18 protein-coding genes are annotated in these 17,206 nt (G+C 59.5%); 11 read left to right on the forward strand and 7 right to left on the reverse strand.

Annotated features, from left to right (window positions below):
• Positions 1-15 precede the first annotated feature (15 nt).
• Together ACLEJR_RS14250 and zapE are read left to right on the forward strand one after the other, a co-directional pair.
• Positions 16-1,371 (forward strand): tryptophan--tRNA ligase, encoded by a 1,356-nt coding sequence (locus ACLEJR_RS14250; protein WP_440814682.1) that lies wholly within the window; start codon positions 16-18, stop codon positions 1,369-1,371.
• A gap of 101 nt (positions 1,372-1,472) precedes the next feature.
• Positions 1,473-2,567 carry a cell division protein ZapE gene (gene zapE, locus ACLEJR_RS14255; protein WP_440814685.1) on the forward strand — a complete coding sequence of 365 codons (1,095 nt, stop codon included), beginning with the start codon at positions 1,473-1,475 and terminating at the stop codon, positions 2,565-2,567.
• A gap of 174 nt (positions 2,568-2,741) precedes the next feature.
• On the opposite strand, the gene ACLEJR_RS14260 is transcribed toward zapE, so the two are convergent.
• On the reverse strand, positions 2,742-3,662 hold the full coding sequence (locus ACLEJR_RS14260) for a GlxA family transcriptional regulator (protein WP_440793963.1): 921 nt from the start codon (positions 3,660-3,662) through the stop codon (positions 2,742-2,744).
• Between the two features lie 218 nt (positions 3,663-3,880).
• Between ACLEJR_RS14260 and ACLEJR_RS14265 the strand changes: the two genes are divergently transcribed.
• Positions 3,881-5,017: an acyl-CoA dehydrogenase family protein gene (locus ACLEJR_RS14265; RefSeq protein ID WP_440814687.1), complete on the forward strand. Its 1,137-nt coding sequence runs from the start codon at positions 3,881-3,883 to the stop codon at positions 5,015-5,017.
• Between the two features lie 121 nt (positions 5,018-5,138).
• Here ACLEJR_RS14265 and ACLEJR_RS14270 read toward each other — a convergent pair whose 3' ends face one another.
• Positions 5,139-6,179, reverse strand: coding sequence for an NADP(H)-dependent aldo-keto reductase (locus tag ACLEJR_RS14270; protein WP_440814690.1), 1,041 nt, complete (start codon positions 6,177-6,179; stop codon positions 5,139-5,141).
• A gap of 245 nt (positions 6,180-6,424) precedes the next feature.
• Between ACLEJR_RS14270 and rplM the strand changes: the two genes are divergently transcribed.
• The 8 genes from rplM (at position 6,425) to ACLEJR_RS14310 (ending at position 12,774) form a co-directional block, all read left to right on the forward strand.
• The gene (rplM, locus tag ACLEJR_RS14275) at positions 6,425-6,853 is read left to right on the forward strand and encodes a 50S ribosomal protein L13 (RefSeq protein WP_003205365.1); all 429 of its coding nucleotides are present in this window, start codon (positions 6,425-6,427) and stop codon (positions 6,851-6,853) included.
• Between the two features lie 14 nt (positions 6,854-6,867).
• Positions 6,868-7,260 (forward strand): 30S ribosomal protein S9, encoded by a 393-nt coding sequence (rpsI, locus tag ACLEJR_RS14280; protein WP_440793928.1) that lies wholly within the window; start codon positions 6,868-6,870, stop codon positions 7,258-7,260.
• A gap of 256 nt (positions 7,261-7,516) precedes the next feature.
• Positions 7,517-8,110, forward strand: coding sequence for a ubiquinol-cytochrome c reductase iron-sulfur subunit (petA, locus tag ACLEJR_RS14285; protein ID WP_440793930.1), 594 nt, complete (start codon positions 7,517-7,519; stop codon positions 8,108-8,110).
• Entirely contained in the window at positions 8,110-9,321 is a 1,212-nt protein-coding gene (locus tag ACLEJR_RS14290; RefSeq protein WP_440793932.1) for a cytochrome b, read from the forward strand. The genes petA and ACLEJR_RS14290 overlap by 1 nt, the downstream gene beginning before the upstream one ends.
• Positions 9,321-10,103 (forward strand): cytochrome c1, encoded by a 783-nt coding sequence (locus ACLEJR_RS14295; RefSeq protein ID WP_440793934.1) that lies wholly within the window; start codon positions 9,321-9,323, stop codon positions 10,101-10,103. Before ACLEJR_RS14290 ends, ACLEJR_RS14295 begins: the two co-directional genes overlap by 1 nt.
• Before the next feature lie 151 nt (positions 10,104-10,254).
• Positions 10,255-10,872 carry a glutathione S-transferase N-terminal domain-containing protein gene (locus tag ACLEJR_RS14300; protein ID WP_245142020.1) on the forward strand — a complete coding sequence of 206 codons (618 nt, stop codon included), beginning with the start codon at positions 10,255-10,257 and terminating at the stop codon, positions 10,870-10,872.
• 16 nt (positions 10,873-10,888) lie between these two features.
• A complete protein-coding gene (locus tag ACLEJR_RS14305) occupies positions 10,889-11,302 on the forward strand; it encodes a ClpXP protease specificity-enhancing factor (protein ID WP_440793936.1) in 414 nt (137 codons plus the stop codon).
• Between the two features lie 1,205 nt (positions 11,303-12,507).
• Positions 12,508-12,774: a DUF6124 family protein gene (locus ACLEJR_RS14310; RefSeq protein ID WP_440814693.1), complete on the forward strand. Its 267-nt coding sequence runs from the start codon at positions 12,508-12,510 to the stop codon at positions 12,772-12,774.
• A 150-nt stretch (positions 12,775-12,924) separates the two neighbouring features.
• On the opposite strand, the gene ACLEJR_RS14315 is transcribed toward ACLEJR_RS14310, so the two are convergent.
• The 5 genes from ACLEJR_RS14315 to ACLEJR_RS14335 form a co-directional block, all read right to left on the reverse strand.
• Positions 12,925-13,143 (reverse strand): hypothetical protein, encoded by a 219-nt coding sequence (locus ACLEJR_RS14315; RefSeq protein WP_440814772.1) that lies wholly within the window; start codon positions 13,141-13,143, stop codon positions 12,925-12,927.
• Positions 13,144-13,451: 308 nt separating this feature from the next.
• Positions 13,452-14,030, reverse strand: a complete 579-nt coding sequence (locus ACLEJR_RS14320; RefSeq protein ID WP_440798834.1) for a BON domain-containing protein — start codon at positions 14,028-14,030, stop codon at positions 13,452-13,454.
• Positions 14,027-14,620 carry a phosphoheptose isomerase gene (locus tag ACLEJR_RS14325; protein WP_440814694.1) on the reverse strand — a complete coding sequence of 198 codons (594 nt, stop codon included), beginning with the start codon at positions 14,618-14,620 and terminating at the stop codon, positions 14,027-14,029. The genes ACLEJR_RS14320 and ACLEJR_RS14325 overlap by 4 nt, the downstream gene beginning before the upstream one ends.
• A 111-nt stretch (positions 14,621-14,731) precedes the next feature.
• Positions 14,732-15,094, reverse strand: a complete 363-nt coding sequence (locus tag ACLEJR_RS14330; RefSeq protein WP_440814696.1) for a YraN family protein — start codon at positions 15,092-15,094, stop codon at positions 14,732-14,734.
• Positions 15,094-16,905, reverse strand: coding sequence for a penicillin-binding protein activator (locus ACLEJR_RS14335; RefSeq protein WP_440814697.1), 1,812 nt, complete (start codon positions 16,903-16,905; stop codon positions 15,094-15,096). The genes ACLEJR_RS14330 and ACLEJR_RS14335 overlap by 1 nt, the downstream gene beginning before the upstream one ends.
• Positions 16,906-17,206 lie beyond the last annotated feature (301 nt).

Below are 17,206 nucleotides of genomic sequence, written 5' to 3' on the forward strand. Positions count from 1 at the left end.
GACAAGCGATAACCCATGACGACTCGTACCCGCATCCTGACCGGCATCACCACCACCGGCACCCCGCACCTGGGCAACTATGCCGGCGCCATCCGCCCGGCGATTCTTGCCAGCCGCGACAACAACGCCGATTCGTTCTACTTCCTGGCCGACTATCACGCCCTGATCAAGTGCGACGACCCGCTGCGTATCCAGCGCTCGCGCCTGGAAATCGCCGCCACCTGGCTGGCCGGAGGTCTGGATGTCGAGCGTGTGACGTTCTATCGCCAGTCCGATATTCCTGAGATCCCCGAGCTGACCTGGCTGCTGACCTGCGTCGCCGCCAAGGGCCTGCTCAACCGTGCTCACGCCTACAAGGCCTCGGTGGACAAGAACGTCGAGAGCGGCGAAGACCCGGACGCCGGCATCACCATGGGGTTGTACAGCTACCCGGTGCTGATGGCCGCCGACATCCTGATGTTCAACGCCCACAAGGTGCCGGTCGGCCGCGACCAGATCCAGCACGTGGAAATGGCACGGGACATCGGCCAGCGCTTCAATCACCTGTTCGGCCAGGGCAAGGAGTTCTTCACCATGCCCGAGGCGCTGATCGAAGAAAGCGTCGCCACGTTGCCGGGCCTCGATGGTCGCAAGATGTCCAAGAGCTACGACAACACCATCCCGTTGTTCAGCAGCGCCAAGGACATGAAGGACGCGATCTCGCGGATCGTCACCGACTCTCGTGCGCCAGGCGAAGCCAAGGATCCGGACAACTCGCACCTGTTCACGCTGTTCCAGGCTTTCGCCACCCCGGCGCAGTCCGCCGAGTTCCGCAGCGAACTGCTGCAAGGCCTGGGTTGGGGCGAAGCCAAGAATCGCCTGTTCCAGTTGCTGGACAACCACCTGGGGGAGTCCCGCGAGCGCTATCACCAGTTGATCGAGCGTCCGGCGGACCTTGAGGACATCCTGCAAATGGGTGCGAAGAAAGCCCGGGCCGTGGCGACACCGTTCCTCAACGAACTGCGTGAAGCCGTTGGCCTGCGTTCGTTCGTCAACCAGGTCCAGGTCGCGACCAGCACCAAGAAAAAAGTTGCCAAGGCTGCTCGCTTCGTCAGTTTCCGCGAAGACGACGGCAGCTTCCGCTTCCGTCTGCTGGCGGCCGACGGCGAGCAGTTGTTGCTGTCGCGCAACTTCGTCGATGGCAAGGCCGCAGGCCAAGTCACCAAACAACTGCAAGCCGGCCAGCCGTTGGACGTGCGCAGCGACGAGCTGAGTTTCAGCGTCTGGATTGACAGCGAATGCGTGGCGGACAGCCCTGCTTTTGCGGATGCGGGTGCCCGAGACGCCGCCATTGATGCCTTGCGCGTTGCCCTGACGCCTGCCCAGGACTGATCCGGCGCGTCATCCGATCATCGGCTCGCCTATGGGCCGATTGCCATTCCTCTGGGCCGTCGCTACAGTGTCGGCCCGTTTTTGTTGCCTTGCTAACGAATATGACGCCCCTAGAACGATATCAAGCTGATCTGAAACGCCCGGAGTTCTTCCACGACGCAGCCCAGGAAACGGCCGTGCGCCATTTGCAGCGCCTGTACGATGACCTGATCGCCGCGTCGAACAACAAGCCGGGGCTGTTGGGCAAACTGTTCGGCAAGAAAGACCAGGCGCCGGTCAAGGGCCTGTATTTCTGGGGCGGTGTAGGCCGAGGCAAAACCTACCTGGTCGATACATTCTTCGAGGCGCTGCCTTTCAAGGAAAAAACCCGTACGCACTTCCACCGTTTCATGAAGCGCGTGCATGAGGAAATGAAGACCCTGGGCGGCGAGAAGAACCCGCTGACCATCATCGCCAAGCGTTTCGCCAGCGAAACCCGGGTCATCTGCTTCGATGAATTCTTCGTCTCCGACATCACCGACGCGATGATCCTCGGCACTTTGATGGAAGAGCTGTTCAAGAACGGCGTGACCCTGGTCGCCACGTCCAACATCGTGCCGGACGGCCTGTACAAGGACGGCCTGCAACGCGCGCGCTTCCTGCCGGCTATTGCGCTGATCAAGGAACACACCGAGATCGTCAACGTCGACAGCGGCGTCGACTATCGCTTGCGTCACCTGGAGCAAGCGGAGCTGTTTCATTTTCCCCTGGATGCCGCCGCCGAAGAGAGCCTGCGCAAGAGCTTCCGCGCCCTGACGCCGGAATGCACCCAGGCTGTGGAAAACGACGTGCTGATCATCGAGAACCGTGAAATCCGTGCGATCCGTACCTGCGACGACGTGGCCTGGTTCGACTTCCGCGAACTGTGCGATGGCCCGCGCAGCCAGAACGACTACATCGAACTGGGCAAGATCTTCCACGCCGTGCTGCTCAGTGGCGTGGAACAGATGAGCGTCACCACCGACGACATCGCCCGGCGCTTCATCAATATGGTCGACGAATTCTACGACCGTAACGTGAAGCTGATCATCTCGGCCGAAGTCGAACTCAAGGACCTCTACACTGGTGGTCGCCTGACGTTCGAATTCCAGCGAACCCTGAGTCGGTTGCTGGAAATGCAGTCCCACGAATTCCTGTCGCGGGCGCATAAGCCGTAAGCATCTCCCGGAATGTCAAAGGGTCTGCATTGCAGGCCCTTTTTTATGCAAATCACGTAACCCCTGTGGGAGCGAGCCTGCTCGCGATAGCGGCGGCACATTCAACATTGATGCTGACTGGACCACCGTCATCGCGAGCAGGCTCGCTCCCACAAGGGGCCGGTGTGCTTGGGGCTACGCCGCTCGCTGAAACTGCTGCCGATACTGGTTTGGCGACAAGTCGGTATGTTGCCGGAATAGTCGTGCGAAAAAGCTCGCGTCGTCGTAGCCGACTTCATAGCTGATGGTCTTGATGCTCTTGCGGCTGCCGGACAGCAGGCCCTTGGCGGTTTCGATCCGCAGCCGTTGCAGGTAATGCAGCGGTTTGTCGCCGGTGGCGGTCTGGAAGCGGCGCATGAAGTTGCGGATGCTCATGCCGTGTTCACGGGCGACGTCTTCGAAGCGGAATTTGTCGGCGAAGTGTTCTTCAAGCCAGTGCTGAATCTGCAGGATGATCACATCCTGGTGCAGTTTCTGCCCGCCGAAGCCGATCCTTCCGGGGGAGTAGCTGCGCTGCACTTCATACAGAATGTCCCGGGCCACGGCCTGGGCTATGTTGGCGCCGCAGAAGCGTTCGATCAGGTAGATGTAGAGGTCGCAGGCCGAGGTCGTGCCGCTGGCGCAGAACAGATTGTCGGCGTCGGTCAGGTGTTTGTCCTGATTGAGCTGTACTTGCGGGAAGCGTTCCTTGAACGCATTGAAGAAGCGCCAGTAAGTGGTCGCTTCCTTGCCGTCCAGCAGGCCGGCCTCGGCCAGCCAGAATACGCCGGTGGCTTCGCCGCAGAGAACGGCGCCGCGCGCGTGCTGTTCGCGCAGCCAGGGCAGGATCTGCGGATAGCGTTGGCACAACGCCTGGAAATCATCCCAGAAGGCCGGAAGGATGATGACGTCGGTATCTTCCAGGCCGCCGTCCACCGGCATGACGACGTCGCTGAAGCTGTTGACGGGCTTGCCGTCGGGGCTGACCAGACGGATTTCGAATGCCGGGGTCAGGCCGTGGCCCAGTTGCTTGCCGTAGCGCAGGCTGGCGAGGTGGAAGAAATCCTTGGCTTGCATGAGAGTGAAGGCAAACACCCGGTCGATCGCCAGGATGCTGACGCGCCGCAAGGGCGTGGAGGCGTGCATAGACATAGTTAATCTTGTTTTTATAGGGGAAAGTGGTCAATAGACGGCTGGATCGTCTTATTTTTTGTCGGATGTGTCCAGTGTCCTGTCGTACATCGCAGGCTTAGGCTCTGTGGGATAACACGCCCAACCCAGACCAAAGGTGCGCCATGATCCCAAGAACACTGTTCAGTCCCGAGCACGAATTGTTTCGCCAGAGCGTACGAACTTTCCTCGAAAAAGAAGCCGTGCCGCACCATGGCCTGTGGGAAAAGCAGGGCCATGTCGACCGCCAGCTCTGGAACAAGGCGGGGGAGGCGGGAATGTTGTGCTCCCACCTGCCGGAGGCTTATGGCGGATTGGAAGCCGACTTCCTCTACAGCACCGTGGTCATCGAAGAAATCGGGCGCCTGGGACTGACTGGGATCGGCTTCTCGTTGCATTCCGATATTGTCGCGCCGTACATCCTGCACTACGGCAGCGAGGCGCTGAAACACAAGTATTTGCCCAAGCTGGTCTCCGGGGAGATGGTCACCGCCATCGCCATGACCGAGCCGGGCGCCGGTTCCGATTTGCAGGGCGTAAAGACCACCGCGGTACTGGACGGTGACGACTATGTCATCAACGGTTCGAAGACCTTTATTACCAATGGTTTTTTGGCCGACCTGGTCATTGTTGTAGCCAAGACCGATCCCAAGGCCGGCGCCAAGGGCACCAGCCTGTTTCTGGTGGAGGCGGGCACGCCAGGTTTCGAGAAGGGCAAGCGCCTGGAAAAAGTCGGCATGAAGGCGCAGGACACTTCGGAACTGTTCTTCCAGGATGTTCGTGTACCGAAGGAGAACCTGCTCGGGCAGGCGGGGATGGGGTTCGCTTACCTGATGCAGGAGTTGCCCCAGGAGCGCCTGACAGTCGCCATTGGAGGCCTGGCCTCCGCTGAAGCGGCGTTGCAATGGACGCTGGATTACACGCGCGACCGCAAGGCGTTCGGCAAGTCCATCGCGGACTTCCAGAACACCCGTTTCAAGCTGGCGGAAATGGCTACAGAGATTCAGATCGGCCGGGTCTTCATCGACCGCTGCCTGGAGCTGCACCTGCAAGGCAAACTGGACGTGCCTTCGGCGGCGATGGCCAAGTACTGGGGCACCGACTTGCAATGCAAGGTGCTTGACGAATGCGTGCAGTTGCACGGCGGCTACGGCTTCATGTGGGAATACCCGATTGCCCGGGCGTGGGCGGATGCGCGTGTGCAGCGGATCTATGCCGGGACCAACGAGATCATGAAGGAGATCATTGCGCGGGCGCTTTGAATGGGTGTGAGAATGAGCCCGCTATCGCGAGCAGGCTCGCTCCCACACTGGATCGCCGTCTGATGAAAGAACGCGGTCTACTGTGGGAGCGAGCCTGCTCGCGATAGGGGTTAAGTATCAATCAAGGAGCCGGGTTCGGATGATCCTTGTGAATCGCCTCGATCCCCGCCAGGACCTCACCCGACAGTTTCAGGTCGAAGCTTGCGATGTTGCTGTCCAGTTGCTCCAGGGTGGTGGCGCCAATGATGTTGCTGGTCACGAACGGCTGTCGGGTGACGAACGCCAGGGCCATCTGCGCTGGGTCCAGGCCATGTTCACGGGCCAGCGCTACATAACGGCTGCACGCGGCTTCCGACTGTGGGTTGAAATAGCGCATGAAGCGGCTGTAGAGCGTCAAGCGACCCTTGGCCGGGCGGGCACCACCTTCATACTTGCCTGACAGGAAGCCGAACGCCAGGGGCGAGTAAGCCAACAATCCGCACTGTTCGCGAATGGCAATTTCCGAAAGACCGATCTCGAAGCTGCGGTTGAGCAGGTTGTAGGGGTTCTGGATCGACACGGCCCGCGGCCAGCCACGGGCTTCGGCCAGGGCCAGGAATTTCATGGTGCCCCATGGCGTTTCGTTGGAGAGGCCGATATGACGGATCTTGCCCGCGCGGACCTGTTCGTCCAAAGCCTCGAGGGTTTCCTCCAGCGGGGTGAAGGTTTCATCGGCGTTGTGCTTGTAACCCAGTTGGCCGAAGAAATTGGTGCTGCGTTCCGGCCAGTGCAATTGGTAGAGGTCGATCCAGTCGGTCTGCAGGCGCTTGAGGCTGGCGTCCACGGCTTCGACGATATGGCGGCGGTTGTGCTTGAGGTTCTTGTCGCGGATGTAGTCGATGGTGTTGCCGGGGCCGGCGATCTTGCTGGCCAGGATCCAGTCGGCACGGTCGCCCCGGCTCTTGAAGTAATTGCCGATGTAGCGTTCGGTGGTGGCGTAGGTTTCGGCTTTCGGCGGCACCGGGTACATCTCGGCGGTATCGATGAAATTGATGCCGGCACCCTTGGCGCGTTCGATCTGGGCGAAAGCCTCGGCTTCGCTGTTCTGCTCGCCCCAGGTCATGGTTCCGAGGCACAGGGCGCTCACGTTCAGATCGGTACGGCCTAGCTGGCGATAGTCCATCGTGGAGCTCCTTGGGCAAAACAACCATAAAAGCAGGTTGAAATATTTTTCGCAATCTGCATAATTGCGCACCTCTTTCTGCAGTGGAAGTGATGCGCCGCCGCCGAAGAATCTTGCCGTTGAACGGACGCGCCGACCCGAGCCCCCGAAAGCGTCTGTATCCGGCTGCCTTTGACTTGTCAAAGTACGCACTATTCAGTAAGATCCGCCGTCTAATTTACAGGCGGCCCCTGAGGCTATAAAGAATGAAAACTTTTACTGCTAAACCGGAAACAGTAAAGCGCGACTGGTTTGTCGTCGACGCTGCTGGTCAGACCCTGGGTCGTCTGGCCACCGAAATCGCGAGCCGTCTGCGTGGCAAGCACAAGCCTGAGTACACCCCTCACGTTGACACCGGTGACTACATCGTCGTGATCAACGCTGAGCAAGTACGTGTTACTGGCGCTAAAACCACTGACAAAATGTACTACTCCCACTCCGGTTTTCCTGGCGGCATCAAGTCGATCAACTTTGAAAAGCTGATCGCCAAAGCCCCTGAGCGCGTGATCGAGACCGCGGTTAAAGGCATGCTGCCTAAGAACCCGCTGGGTCGCGACATGTATCGTAAGCTGAAGGTTTATGCGGGCGCTGCTCACCCTCATACTGCTCAGCAGCCCCAAGAACTGAAGTTTTAACGGAATAGTTCATTATGTCGGCGACTCAAAATTACGGCACTGGCCGTCGCAAGACTGCAACCGCACGCGTTTTCCTGCGTCCGGGCACTGGTAACATCTCCATCAACAACCGCTCCCTGGATAACTTCTTCGGTCGCGAAACTGCCCGCATGGTAGTTCGCCAGCCGCTGGAAGTGACCGAGACCGTTGAAAAGTTCGACATCTACGTCACCGTGATCGGTGGTGGTGTAAGTGGCCAGGCTGGCGCAATCCGCCACGGCATCACTCGCGCCCTGATGGACTATGACGAAACCCTGCGTAGCACCCTGCGCAAAGCTGGTTTCGTGACTCGCGACGCTCGCGAAGTCGAACGTAAGAAAGTCGGTCTGCGTAAAGCGCGTAAGCGTCCGCAGTACTCGAAGCGTTAATTTCGCTTCCGCTTTCAGAAAACGCCCTGTTCCTCACGGAGCCGGGCGTTTTTTTATGGGCGAAATAATTGCTCTGTGACAACTTGCCACATTCGTAGAGCCCCTATACTACAAGGCCTGGCGGTTTGGCCGCTTGGTAATTACCTTGTCAGAATTGGGGCTTTTCATTACCATTCGGCAAAATTTTTATAAGTTCAGATTTTTACTTAGTAGACGCCTGATCTAACAGGCCACAAAGCTGATGGGAGAGGACTGAATGAGCAATGACGGCGTGAATGCAGGCCGGCGTCGCTTCCTGGTAGCAGCCACATCCGTGGTGGGTGCTGCAGGAGCGGTGGGGGCTGCGGTCCCGTTCGTGGGGTCATGGTTTCCCAGCGCCAAGGCGAAAGCCGCAGGTGCACCGGTGAAAGTGAATGTCAGCAAGATCGAGCCAGGCCAGCAGATGGTTGCTGAATGGCGCGGCCAGCCGGTGTTCATCGTCCGCCGTACAGAGGAGATCCTGGGGAATCTGAAAAAGATCGAGGGCCAGCTGTCCGATCCCTCTTCCAAGAACTCGGTCCAACCGGAATACGTCAATCCAGAAACGCGTTCGATCAAGCCTGAACTCCTGCTGCTGATCGGGATTTGCACGCACCTGGGTTGCTCGCCAACGTTCCGTCCTGAAGTGGCCCCTGCCGACTTGGGCAAGGATTGGGTCGGTGGCTATTTCTGCCCTTGCCACGGCTCCCATTACGATCTGGCCGGTCGCGTCTACAAGTCGCAGCCTGCACCTCTGAACCTGCCGGTTCCCCCGCATTCCTATGAGACCGATGAGCTCATTGTCATCGGCGTCGACGAGGAGAAAGCGTAATGAGCAAATTCATGGACTGGGTTGATGCGCGCTTCCCCGCGACGAAGATGTGGGAAGACCATCTCAGCAAATATTACGCTCCGAAAAACTTCAACTTCTTCTACTTCTTTGGCTCCCTGGCCCTGCTCGTTCTGGTCAACCAGATCGTCACCGGTGTCTGGCTGACCATGAGCTACACCCCTTCGGCGGAAGAGGCGTTCGCTTCCGTCGAGTACATCATGCGTGACGTCGAGTACGGCTCGATCCTGCGCCTGCTGCACTCCACCGGCGCCTCGGCGTTCTTCATCGTGGTCTACCTGCATATGTTCCGTGGCTTGCTCTACGGTTCGTACCAGAAACCGCGTGAGCTGGTGTGGGTGTTCGGCATGCTGATCTATCTGGCGCTGATGGCCGAAGCCTTCATGGGTTACTTGCTGCCATGGGGCCAGATGTCCTACTGGGGCGCCCAGGTGATCATTTCGCTGTTCGGTGCGATTCCAGTCATCGGCAACGACCTGACCCAGTGGATCCGTGGTGACTACCTGATCTCCGGCATCACTCTGAACCGCTTCTTCGCCCTGCATGTGGTCGCCTTGCCCATCGTGATCCTTGGCCTGGTGGTACTGCATATCCTGGCGCTGCACGAAGTCGGCTCGAACAACCCTGACGGCGTGGACATCAAGAAGCACAAGGACGAGAACGGCGTACCTCTGGATGGCATCGCCTTCCACCCGTACTACACCGTGAAAGACATCGTCGGTGTGGTGGTCTTCCTGTTCATCTTCTGTTCCATCGTGTTCTTCTTCCCCGAAATGGGCGGCTACTTCCTCGAGAAGCCGAACTTCGAACAGGCGAACGCGTTCAAGACTCCTGAACACATTGCCCCGGTCTGGTACTTCACGCCGTTCTACGCGATTTTGCGGGCGATCCCGGACAAGCTGCTGGGCGTCATCGCCATGGGCGCGGCCATCGCTGTGCTGTTCGTCCTGCCGTGGCTGGATCGCAGCCCCGTCAAGTCGATGCGCTACAAGGGCTGGCTGAGCAAGATCTGGCTGGTGGTGTTCTGCATTTCGTTCGTGATCCTGGGTGTGCTGGGCGTATTGGCGCCGACACCGGAGCGTACGCTGCTCTCGCAGGTGTGCACCTTCCTGTACTTCGCCTACTTCATTCTGATGCCGTTCTATACCAGGCTCGAGAAGACCAAACCGGTTCCGGAAAGGGTGACTGGCTGATGAAAAAGCTATTTGCTGTACTGATTCTTGCTGCTATGCCTGTATTGTCCTTCGCGGCCGAACACGGTGGTCCAGAGTTGGAAAAAGTCGACATCGACGTTTCCGACAAGGCGGCCATGCAGGACGGCGCCCGGACCTTCGCCAACTACTGCATGGGTTGCCACAGTGCCAAGTTCCAGCGTTACGAGCGCGTGGCCGATGACCTGGGCATTCCCCATGACCTGATGCTGGAAAAACTGGTGTTCACCGGTGCCAAGCTGGGCGACCACATGACGATCGGCATGCAGCCGGCAGATGCCAAGACCTGGTTCGGCGCCGCACCGCCAGATCTGACCCTGGTCGCCCGCGTACGCGGCACCGACTGGCTCTACGGTTACCTGCGTTCGTTCTATGAGGATCCTGCGCGTCCTTGGGGCGTGAACAACAAGGTCTTCCCGAACGTGGGCATGCCAAACGTCCTGGCCAGCCTGCAGGGGCGCCAGGTGGTAGGCTGCAAGCAGGTCCAGGTGGTCGAGCACGGTAAGAAACAATATGACCCGTTGACCGGCACCGCATTGACTCACGAAGCCTGCGACCAGTTGACCATTGTGCCGAATACCGGCAGCCTGACTCCGGAGCAGTTCGATGAGAAGGTCAAGAACCTGGTGACCTTCCTGGCCTACTCGGCCAACCCGGTGAAGCTGGAGCATCAGCGCATCGGTACCTATGTATTGCTGTACCTGGCGTTCTTCTTCGTATTCGCTTATCTGCTCAAGCGTGAATACTGGAAAGACGTTCATTGATAAAGCTGTAAGCCATTGCTGTTAATCGTGCGCGCCCAAGGGCGTCTCTGAAAGTGTAACAAGCCTGGTCGGCCAGGCGTTACGAGAGACGCCCTCTGGGCGCGCTCGTTTTTCCGTTTTTCGATAATTTCAACAAGCGAGGAGGATCGCCATGGGCGTGACCAATCGGTTGGCCTGTTACTCCGACCCCGCCGACCACTATTCCCACCGGGTACGTATCGTACTGGCAGAGAAGGGTGTCAGCGCCGAGATCATTTACGTCGAAGCCGGCCGTCAGCCGCCCAAGTTGATCGAGGTGAACCCTTACGGCAGTCTGCCCACATTGGTCGACCGCGACCTGGCCTTGTGGGAATCGACCGTGGTGATGGAATACCTGGATGAGCGTTATCCGCATCCGCCCTTGCTGCCGGTGTACCCTGTCGCACGCGCCAACAGTCGTCTGCTGATGCACCGCATCCAGCGCGACTGGTGTGGGTTGGTGGACCTGATCCTGGATCCGCGGACCAAGGAACCGGCGCGCGTGGTGGCGCGCAAAGAGCTGCGCGAAAGCCTGACGGGCGTGTCGCCGCTGTTCATCGACAAGCCGTTTTTCCTGAGTGAGGAACAAAGTCTGGTGGATTGCTGCCTATTGCCCATACTCTGGCGTTTGCCGATTCTGGGTATCGAACTGCCGCGGCCTGCCAAGCCGCTGCTTGATTATATGGAGCGCCAATTTGCGCGTGAGGCTTTCCAGGCGAGTCTGTCTGGTGTCGAACGCGACATGCGCTGAGGCTTAAGGAGCCGCTATGAACTCCAGTCGACCTTATCTGGTCCGCGCGCTCTACGAGTGGATTGTGGACAACGATTGCACCCCGCACATGCTGGTCAACGCCGAGTATCCTTCGGTGCAGGTGCCGCAGGGCTTTGCCAATGACGGGCAAATCGTCCTGAACGTATCGCCGGCTGCCGTGCGTCATTTGCACATGGACAACGATGCCGTCAGCTTCGAGGGCCGCTTCGGTGGTGTGCCGCACACGCTGTATGTGCCTATTGCTTCGATCCTGGGGATTTATGCTCGGGAGAATGGCCAGGGTATGGTGTTTGAGTTGGAAACGCCGATGGATGGTGAGGATGAGTACGAGGTGGATGATGACCTGCCGCCACCGGATGATGAGCCGCCGCGGCCTAGTGGGCGGCCTAGTCTTAAGGTGGTGAAGTAAGGATTGGTGTACATATCCGTTTCTTTGGTAATGGCTGCTTAGGGTTCCGCCCTTACGGCGGGTCACTTTTGGAAGAGCGCCAAAAGTAACCAAAAGCGCTTTGCCCCACCACTGGGCACCTCGCTTACGCTCGGTGTTCCCTCACTCCGGCATTGCTCCGTGGGCCCGCCGCGAAGGGCCATCCATGGCCCAGCGCGGCTATCCCGGCATCCATGCCGGGATGCCCACTACGCAATGCCTGCGTTCGGCCCTTGTGGTTGATGGGGCGCCTAAGATCAAAAGCCAGAGCAAAAGCCAGAGCAAAAGCGAGGCGGCCTAACGGCCGACCTATCTCCTGCGGTTGTACCCCGCTCCAAATTGTAGGAGCGAGCCTGCTCGCGAGGCGGCCTAAGAGCTGACCTATCTCTTGCGGTTATACCCCGCTCCAAATTGTGGGAGCGAGCCTGCTCGCGAGGCGGCTTAAGAGCTGACCTATCTCCTGCGGTTGTACCCTGCTCCAAACTGTGGGAGCGAGCTTGCTCGCGATGGCGGCCTAACAGCCAGCCTATCTCTCAATGAGTATCCCCAGTGAAGCGAATGCCATGGCCGAGCACAGCCCTGGATTGCAACACCCAGCCCCTGTGGCGAGGGAGCTTGCTCCCGCTGGGCGGCGAAGCCGCCCCAAAACCAGCGACACATTCCCCCAGGTACACCACCTGAACCCGGCCCACGACGGCTACGCCGCCGAGCGGGAGCAAGCTCCCTCGCCACAGAGGGTAGTCCTGTGCCCTCAGCTAAATGTTCAACCCGGCCATTTTGTCCCTGCAACCCCACATATCCTTGCGCCTTTGCCTACAACTACGCCCGAATCCGTCCGCTTGTGCGCCTTGTCCCTGGGTTTTATTGTCTTGTCTGCCACTGCTCATCAATGGTCGGGTTTAGTAGCCCGGTTAGTCATCTTCGGTTGCATGAGTGTCATCCAGTCAGGCCTTCGCCTGCACTTGATGGTGGCTGTGCGCATGGCGCCTTCGGGCGCACCGGGTTTGGTGACTTCACCGGTCTACTAACTTGCGCACCGCTGTCTCATTTCGTTTAGTAGCGAGACGGTTGCGGCCCTACTGAAGGAAGTCCCAGATGTTCAAAATAACTCCAAACCCTCCAGAAAAGACTCCACCGCCCAATCCGCATAATCCAAAGCCAAGCAGCAAGACGAAGCCACGATACGCGTGCTGGATCACTACTTGCTGCCGAAGCCGGATAAATCCCAAGACGCGCCAAAACCGGGCCAGGTATTCACCGTCGTGAAAGGCCTCGATAACGAATGCCTGCTCGCCAACCTCAGCGAAACCCTGGCCTCGGCAGACGCCATGGTCCACGAACTCGCATTCGACCTGGAAGGCTCACGGCGTAGCCTGGCACCGGGCATTCAGCAGTTGATCGAACTGAGTTCATTACTGGCGAACCAGGTGTTGGATAACGTCGACCCGCGATAGCCTTGCACTAAGCACCCTGCCCTCTGTGGGAGCGAGCCTGTTCGCGATGGCGTCAGGTCAGCAGCATTGATGTTGACTGACACACCGTCATCGCGAGCAGGCTCGCTCCCACAGTTGGATCGGGTACAACCGGAAGAGATAGGTCGGCTGTCAGGCCGCCTTCGCGGGCAAGCCCGCTCCCACAGGTGAATCCAGATACGGCGGGGAGAAACAGGTCGGCTTTAAAACCGCTTTGCTTTGCTTTGCTTTGCTTTGCTTTGCTTTGCTCTGGCTTTTGATCTTAGGCGCCCCGTTAACCACAAGGGCCGAACGCAGGCATTGCGTAGTGGGCATCCCGGCATGGATGCCGGGATAGCCGAGCAGGGCCATGGATGGCCCATCGCGGCGGGCCCACGGAGCAATGCCGGAGTGAGGGAACACCGAGCGTAAGCGAGGTGCCCAGTGGTGGGGCAAGAGCGTTTTGCTTACTTTTGCGCTCTATCAAAAGTAAGCCGCCGTAAGGGCGGAACCATAAGCCGCCGTCACCGAAGAAACGGATATACACACCAACTCAACCAAAAAAAACGGCGCTCCCCTATATAAAGGAGCACCGTTTTTCAGCCAAGCCAAGCCAAGCCAAGCCAAGCCAAGCCAAGCCAAGCCAAGCCAAGCGCAGCATCAAAGAACCGCGTCTACCCTCAGTCAATATACTCAAACAACTTCACAATCTTCTGCACCCCGGAAACCCCCTGCACCAGATTCGTCGCCTGTGCAGCCTCTTGCTTGGTCAGCAATCCCAGCAGATAAACGATGCCATTCTCAGTCACAACCTTGATCCGCGAACCGGGAATGCTCGCATCGGTGAGCATCTGGGTCTTGATCTTGGTGGTCAGCCAGGCATCGTTCTGACGCGCCAGCAAGGATGAGGGTTGCAGCACCTGCAACTCGTTATGCACCGTCTTGACCCGTTGCACGGCGCTGGCGGCTTGTTCGGCCTTGGCCTTGAGGTCGGCGCGTGGGGTCTGGCCGGCCAGCAGCACGACACCGTTGAAACTGGTGACGACGATGTGCGAGTTGTTGTCCAGGTCCGGGTCGGCCTTGGCAATGTTCACGCCGGCCTTGGTTTCGATCAGCGAGTCATCGATCTTGCTGCCGAAGGTGCGGGTGCCGCGGTCATCTTCGATCGGCGCTTCCCGGCTGGCGTTAACCACCGAGGTGCAACCGCTGATGCCAAGGCACAGGGTCAGGGCCAGAAGGCCGAGGCGATTAGGGGTCATTCTTCACTCCCGAACAGTTGGCTGTCGATCAAGTCGCAAAGGCAATGGATCGCCAGCAGGTGGACTTCCTGGATACGTGCGGTGACAGTGGCCGGTACGCGAATCTCGACATCTTCAGGCAGCAGCAGTGAAGCCATGCCGCCGCCGTCACGACCGGTCAATGCTACGACAATCATTTCGCGATCATGTGCGGCCTGGATCGCTTGAATAATATTGGCCGAGTTGCCGCTGGTGGAAATCGCCAACAGCACATCGCCGGGTTGGCCCAAGGCGCGGATCTGTTTGGAGAACACCTCGTTGTAGCTGTAGTCATTGGCGATCGAGGTGATCGTCGAGCTGTCGGTGGTCAGCGCAATCGCCGGCAGGCTCGGGCGCTCGCGCTCGAAGCGGTTGAGCAGTTCCGAGGAGAAGTGCTGGGCATCGCCGGCCGAGCCGCCGTTGCCGCAAGACAGCATCTTGCCCTCGTTGAGCAGGGCATTGACCATCACTTGGCTGGCTTGCTCGATGTGCGGTGCAAGGACGTCCATCGCCTGTTGCGTGGTATCGATACTGGCCTGGAAGAGCTGGCGAATTCGCGATTGCATGTCCATCTGTGTGACCTTAAGTAGCGCGACTTATCGGCACAAACGTGTGCGGCGCGCAAAGCAAAGAGCAGAAATTGGGTGGAAGTGTCCGGTTCGGCTTGTCATGAACATGGATGTTCAACTGTCGAAGGCGTTTTGCAGCCAGTTCAGCTGATCGGCATTGCTATCGATGGCAACCACGTCGAAACGGCAGGGGTGATCGGCCCAGCGGGTTTCGCGTTGCAGGAAATACTGCGCGGCGAAGATAAGCTTCTGACGCTTGCGTGCGTCGATGCTGTCGAGCGCGCCACCCCACTGGGTGTTCTTTCTGTAGCGGACTTCGACGAATACTACTGTATCGCCATCAAGCATGACCAGATCAAGCTCGCCGCGTTTGCACAGCCAGTTCTGCGCCACCAGCCGCAGGCCTTGCTGCTGGAGATGCGCGAGGGCCAGGCCCTCGGCATCCCGTCCGCTTTGCTGGCGTGATCGCTCAGGCATCAGCGCTGGGTGTCCGGCAGGCGCTGGATCTGACCGTTGACGAACTCGGCCCATGGCAATTGACGCTGTACGCGCTGGGACGCGGACACCGCCAGGCTACCCGACAGGCCTTCGATGCGGCTGTCCGGCAGGGTCTTGAGCTGGCCGAGGCGCGGTGCCAGGCGATAGGCATCTACACCCATCGCGTACAGCCGGCCCAGAGTGCCGCCGGCCTGTGGCCACTGGGCAGTGACCTGCTTGCGCAGCGGGTCATTGGCATCGAGCAGCCACGGGGTTTCGCAGAAGCGGATGCCGTTCATGTCGTTGTACTGGTTCTGGTCGCCACTGGCGCTGAACACCAGGGATGTCGCATAGACCGGCACGTCACCGGCGTACTGGAAGTTCAGGGTCGGCTTGATCTGCTGGGCCTGTTGCGGGGTCGATGCCAGGAAAATGAATTCGATGTCCTGGCGACGCGACGGCTGAGCGGCGACGTTGGTGCCAACGGTGCTTTGCAGGCTCTTGGCGCGACCTTCGCTCTGACGCAATTGGAACATGTCGGCGATCTGCTGGGCCAGTTGGACCGGCTGGTCGACGCGCTCCACGGCAATGATGGTGCCGCCGTTGCCTTGCCAGTCCTGGCTGAAGGCTTTCAATACGCGGTCACCCCATTCGCTCTTCGGCACCATCACGGCGGCGCGATGCAGGCCATCGGCGCGGGCGCGGCGAGCGACTTCGCGGGCTTCGTCCTCGGGAGCCAGGCCGAATTGGAACAGTTGCGGTGGCCCTTGTTCGCCTTCGCTGTAGTTCAGGGCGAGGGTAGTGATCGGCAGTTGCGGGCGGCTGCTGATCTGCTTGACCAGAGGTTTCTCCAGTGGGCCGACCACCAGTTGCACGCCGTCAGCCTGGGCCTTGCGATAGAACTCGTCCATGGAGGTCAGGCTGGAGCTGTCATAGAACTGGATGCTCGGCGGCTTCTGCCCGGCCTGTTGGGCCTGGTAGTGCGCGGCCATGAAACCATCACGCAGGGCCTTGGCGACGGAGGCCAGCTGGCCGTTCTGCGGCAGCAGCAAGGCGATCTTGCTCAGTGGCTGGCTGGCCAGTTCCTTGAGCTTGACCAGCGGCGTCGGCAGTTGCACGGCGGCGGGGTGCTTCGGGTTCTGTTCGCGCCAGTGGTCGATGGCCGCTTGCTGCTGTTCCAGGGTGCCGGCCGTCTTCACTACCTGGGCCAGGCTCAACCAGCCACCCAGGTCATCGTTGGAGGTCGGTTGCAGTTGGTCGGTGGGCAACGAGGCGATCAACGACCAGATGGCTTCGTGGTTTTTCGCCGCGGCGTCGTCCTTGAGCAGCGGCGCGATGAAGATGCGTTCCTTGGCGGCGGCCAGCGTCTGGCCTTCGGCCTCCAGGGCGCGGGCGCGCACGGTGCCGGTGCGCACTTGCTGCTCCACCGGCATTTCGCTCAGGTGTTGCAGGCTGGGATGGCTCAGGGCAGTCAGCGCGGCCTTGGGTTGATTGCGCGTCATTGCCAGCTCAGCCGACAGCGTGTTGGCGAAAATCTGCTGGCCAGGCTTGAGTTGCTCCATGGGTACTTGTTGCAGGATCTGTGCGGACTGGCCGGCGTTGCCCTGGCGATAAGCCAGGTCGGCGGCACTCAGGCGCAGCAGTGCGGCTTTTTCCGGGGTTTTGCTTTGGGCGGCCTCTTCGAGCAACTGCTCGATACTGGCATCCGGGGTCCGTGGAAGTTCGCCAAGACTGGACGAGGGCGAACTGGCGCAGGCCGCCAGGAGGGCAGCGAGGCAAAGGGCGGAGAGCAGCCGCAGGCAAGCGATCATGTAAATGTTCCTGATACGAGATCAAATTAGCGTCGAATTGTACCCAAGCACTGGCCGGGGCGCGATGTCGGTGGTGTGAATCGATCGATTTAGGTATTTCAAAGAGTGCGGCACCACAAAAGACTGGGTATTGCCTCTGTGGCGAGGGAGCTTGCTCCCGCTGGGCTGCGCAGCAGCCCCAACAAACCATTGAACAAGGTACATCACGATGCGGTTGCAGGTTTTTACGGCTGCTGCGCCCGACCGCGGACCGGCCGAGCGGGAGCAAGCTCCCTCGCCACAATGGCTGATGTGAACAGCT

The sequence above is a fragment of the Pseudomonas sp. SMN5 genome, from assembly GCF_052041925.1.
Lineage (GTDB): Bacteria > Pseudomonadota > Gammaproteobacteria > Pseudomonadales > Pseudomonadaceae > Aquipseudomonas.

Bases quoted from the DNA above. Each gene is read 5' to 3' on its own strand.
- ACLEJR_RS14250 (WP_440814682.1), top strand. From the start codon at position 16: ATGACGACTCGTACCCGCATCCTGACCGGCATCACCACCACCGGCACC.
- zapE (WP_440814685.1), top strand. From the start codon at position 1,473: ATGACGCCCCTAGAACGATATCAAGCTGATCTGAAACGCCCGGAGTTC.
- ACLEJR_RS14260 (WP_440793963.1), bottom strand. From the start codon at position 3,662: ATGCAAGCCAAGGATTTCTTCCACCTCGCCAGCCTGCGCTACGGCAAG.
- ACLEJR_RS14265 (WP_440814687.1), top strand. From the start codon at position 3,881: ATGATCCCAAGAACACTGTTCAGTCCCGAGCACGAATTGTTTCGCCAG.
- ACLEJR_RS14270 (WP_440814690.1), bottom strand. From the start codon at position 6,179: ATGGACTATCGCCAGCTAGGCCGTACCGATCTGAACGTGAGCGCCCTG.
- rplM (WP_003205365.1), top strand. From the start codon at position 6,425: ATGAAAACTTTTACTGCTAAACCGGAAACAGTAAAGCGCGACTGGTTT.
- rpsI (WP_440793928.1), top strand. From the start codon at position 6,868: ATGTCGGCGACTCAAAATTACGGCACTGGCCGTCGCAAGACTGCAACC.
- petA (WP_440793930.1), top strand. From the start codon at position 7,517: ATGAGCAATGACGGCGTGAATGCAGGCCGGCGTCGCTTCCTGGTAGCA.
- ACLEJR_RS14290 (WP_440793932.1), top strand. From the start codon at position 8,110: ATGAGCAAATTCATGGACTGGGTTGATGCGCGCTTCCCCGCGACGAAG.
- ACLEJR_RS14295 (WP_440793934.1), top strand. From the start codon at position 9,321: ATGAAAAAGCTATTTGCTGTACTGATTCTTGCTGCTATGCCTGTATTG.
- ACLEJR_RS14300 (WP_245142020.1), top strand. From the start codon at position 10,255: ATGGGCGTGACCAATCGGTTGGCCTGTTACTCCGACCCCGCCGACCAC.
- ACLEJR_RS14305 (WP_440793936.1), top strand. From the start codon at position 10,889: ATGAACTCCAGTCGACCTTATCTGGTCCGCGCGCTCTACGAGTGGATT.
- ACLEJR_RS14315 (WP_440814772.1), bottom strand. From the start codon at position 13,143: ATGGCCCTGCTCGGCTATCCCGGCATCCATGCCGGGATGCCCACTACG.
- ACLEJR_RS14320 (WP_440798834.1), bottom strand. From the start codon at position 14,030: ATGACCCCTAATCGCCTCGGCCTTCTGGCCCTGACCCTGTGCCTTGGC.
- ACLEJR_RS14325 (WP_440814694.1), bottom strand. From the start codon at position 14,620: ATGGACATGCAATCGCGAATTCGCCAGCTCTTCCAGGCCAGTATCGAT.
- ACLEJR_RS14330 (WP_440814696.1), bottom strand. From the start codon at position 15,094: ATGCCTGAGCGATCACGCCAGCAAAGCGGACGGGATGCCGAGGGCCTG.
- ACLEJR_RS14335 (WP_440814697.1), bottom strand. From the start codon at position 16,905: ATGATCGCTTGCCTGCGGCTGCTCTCCGCCCTTTGCCTCGCTGCCCTC.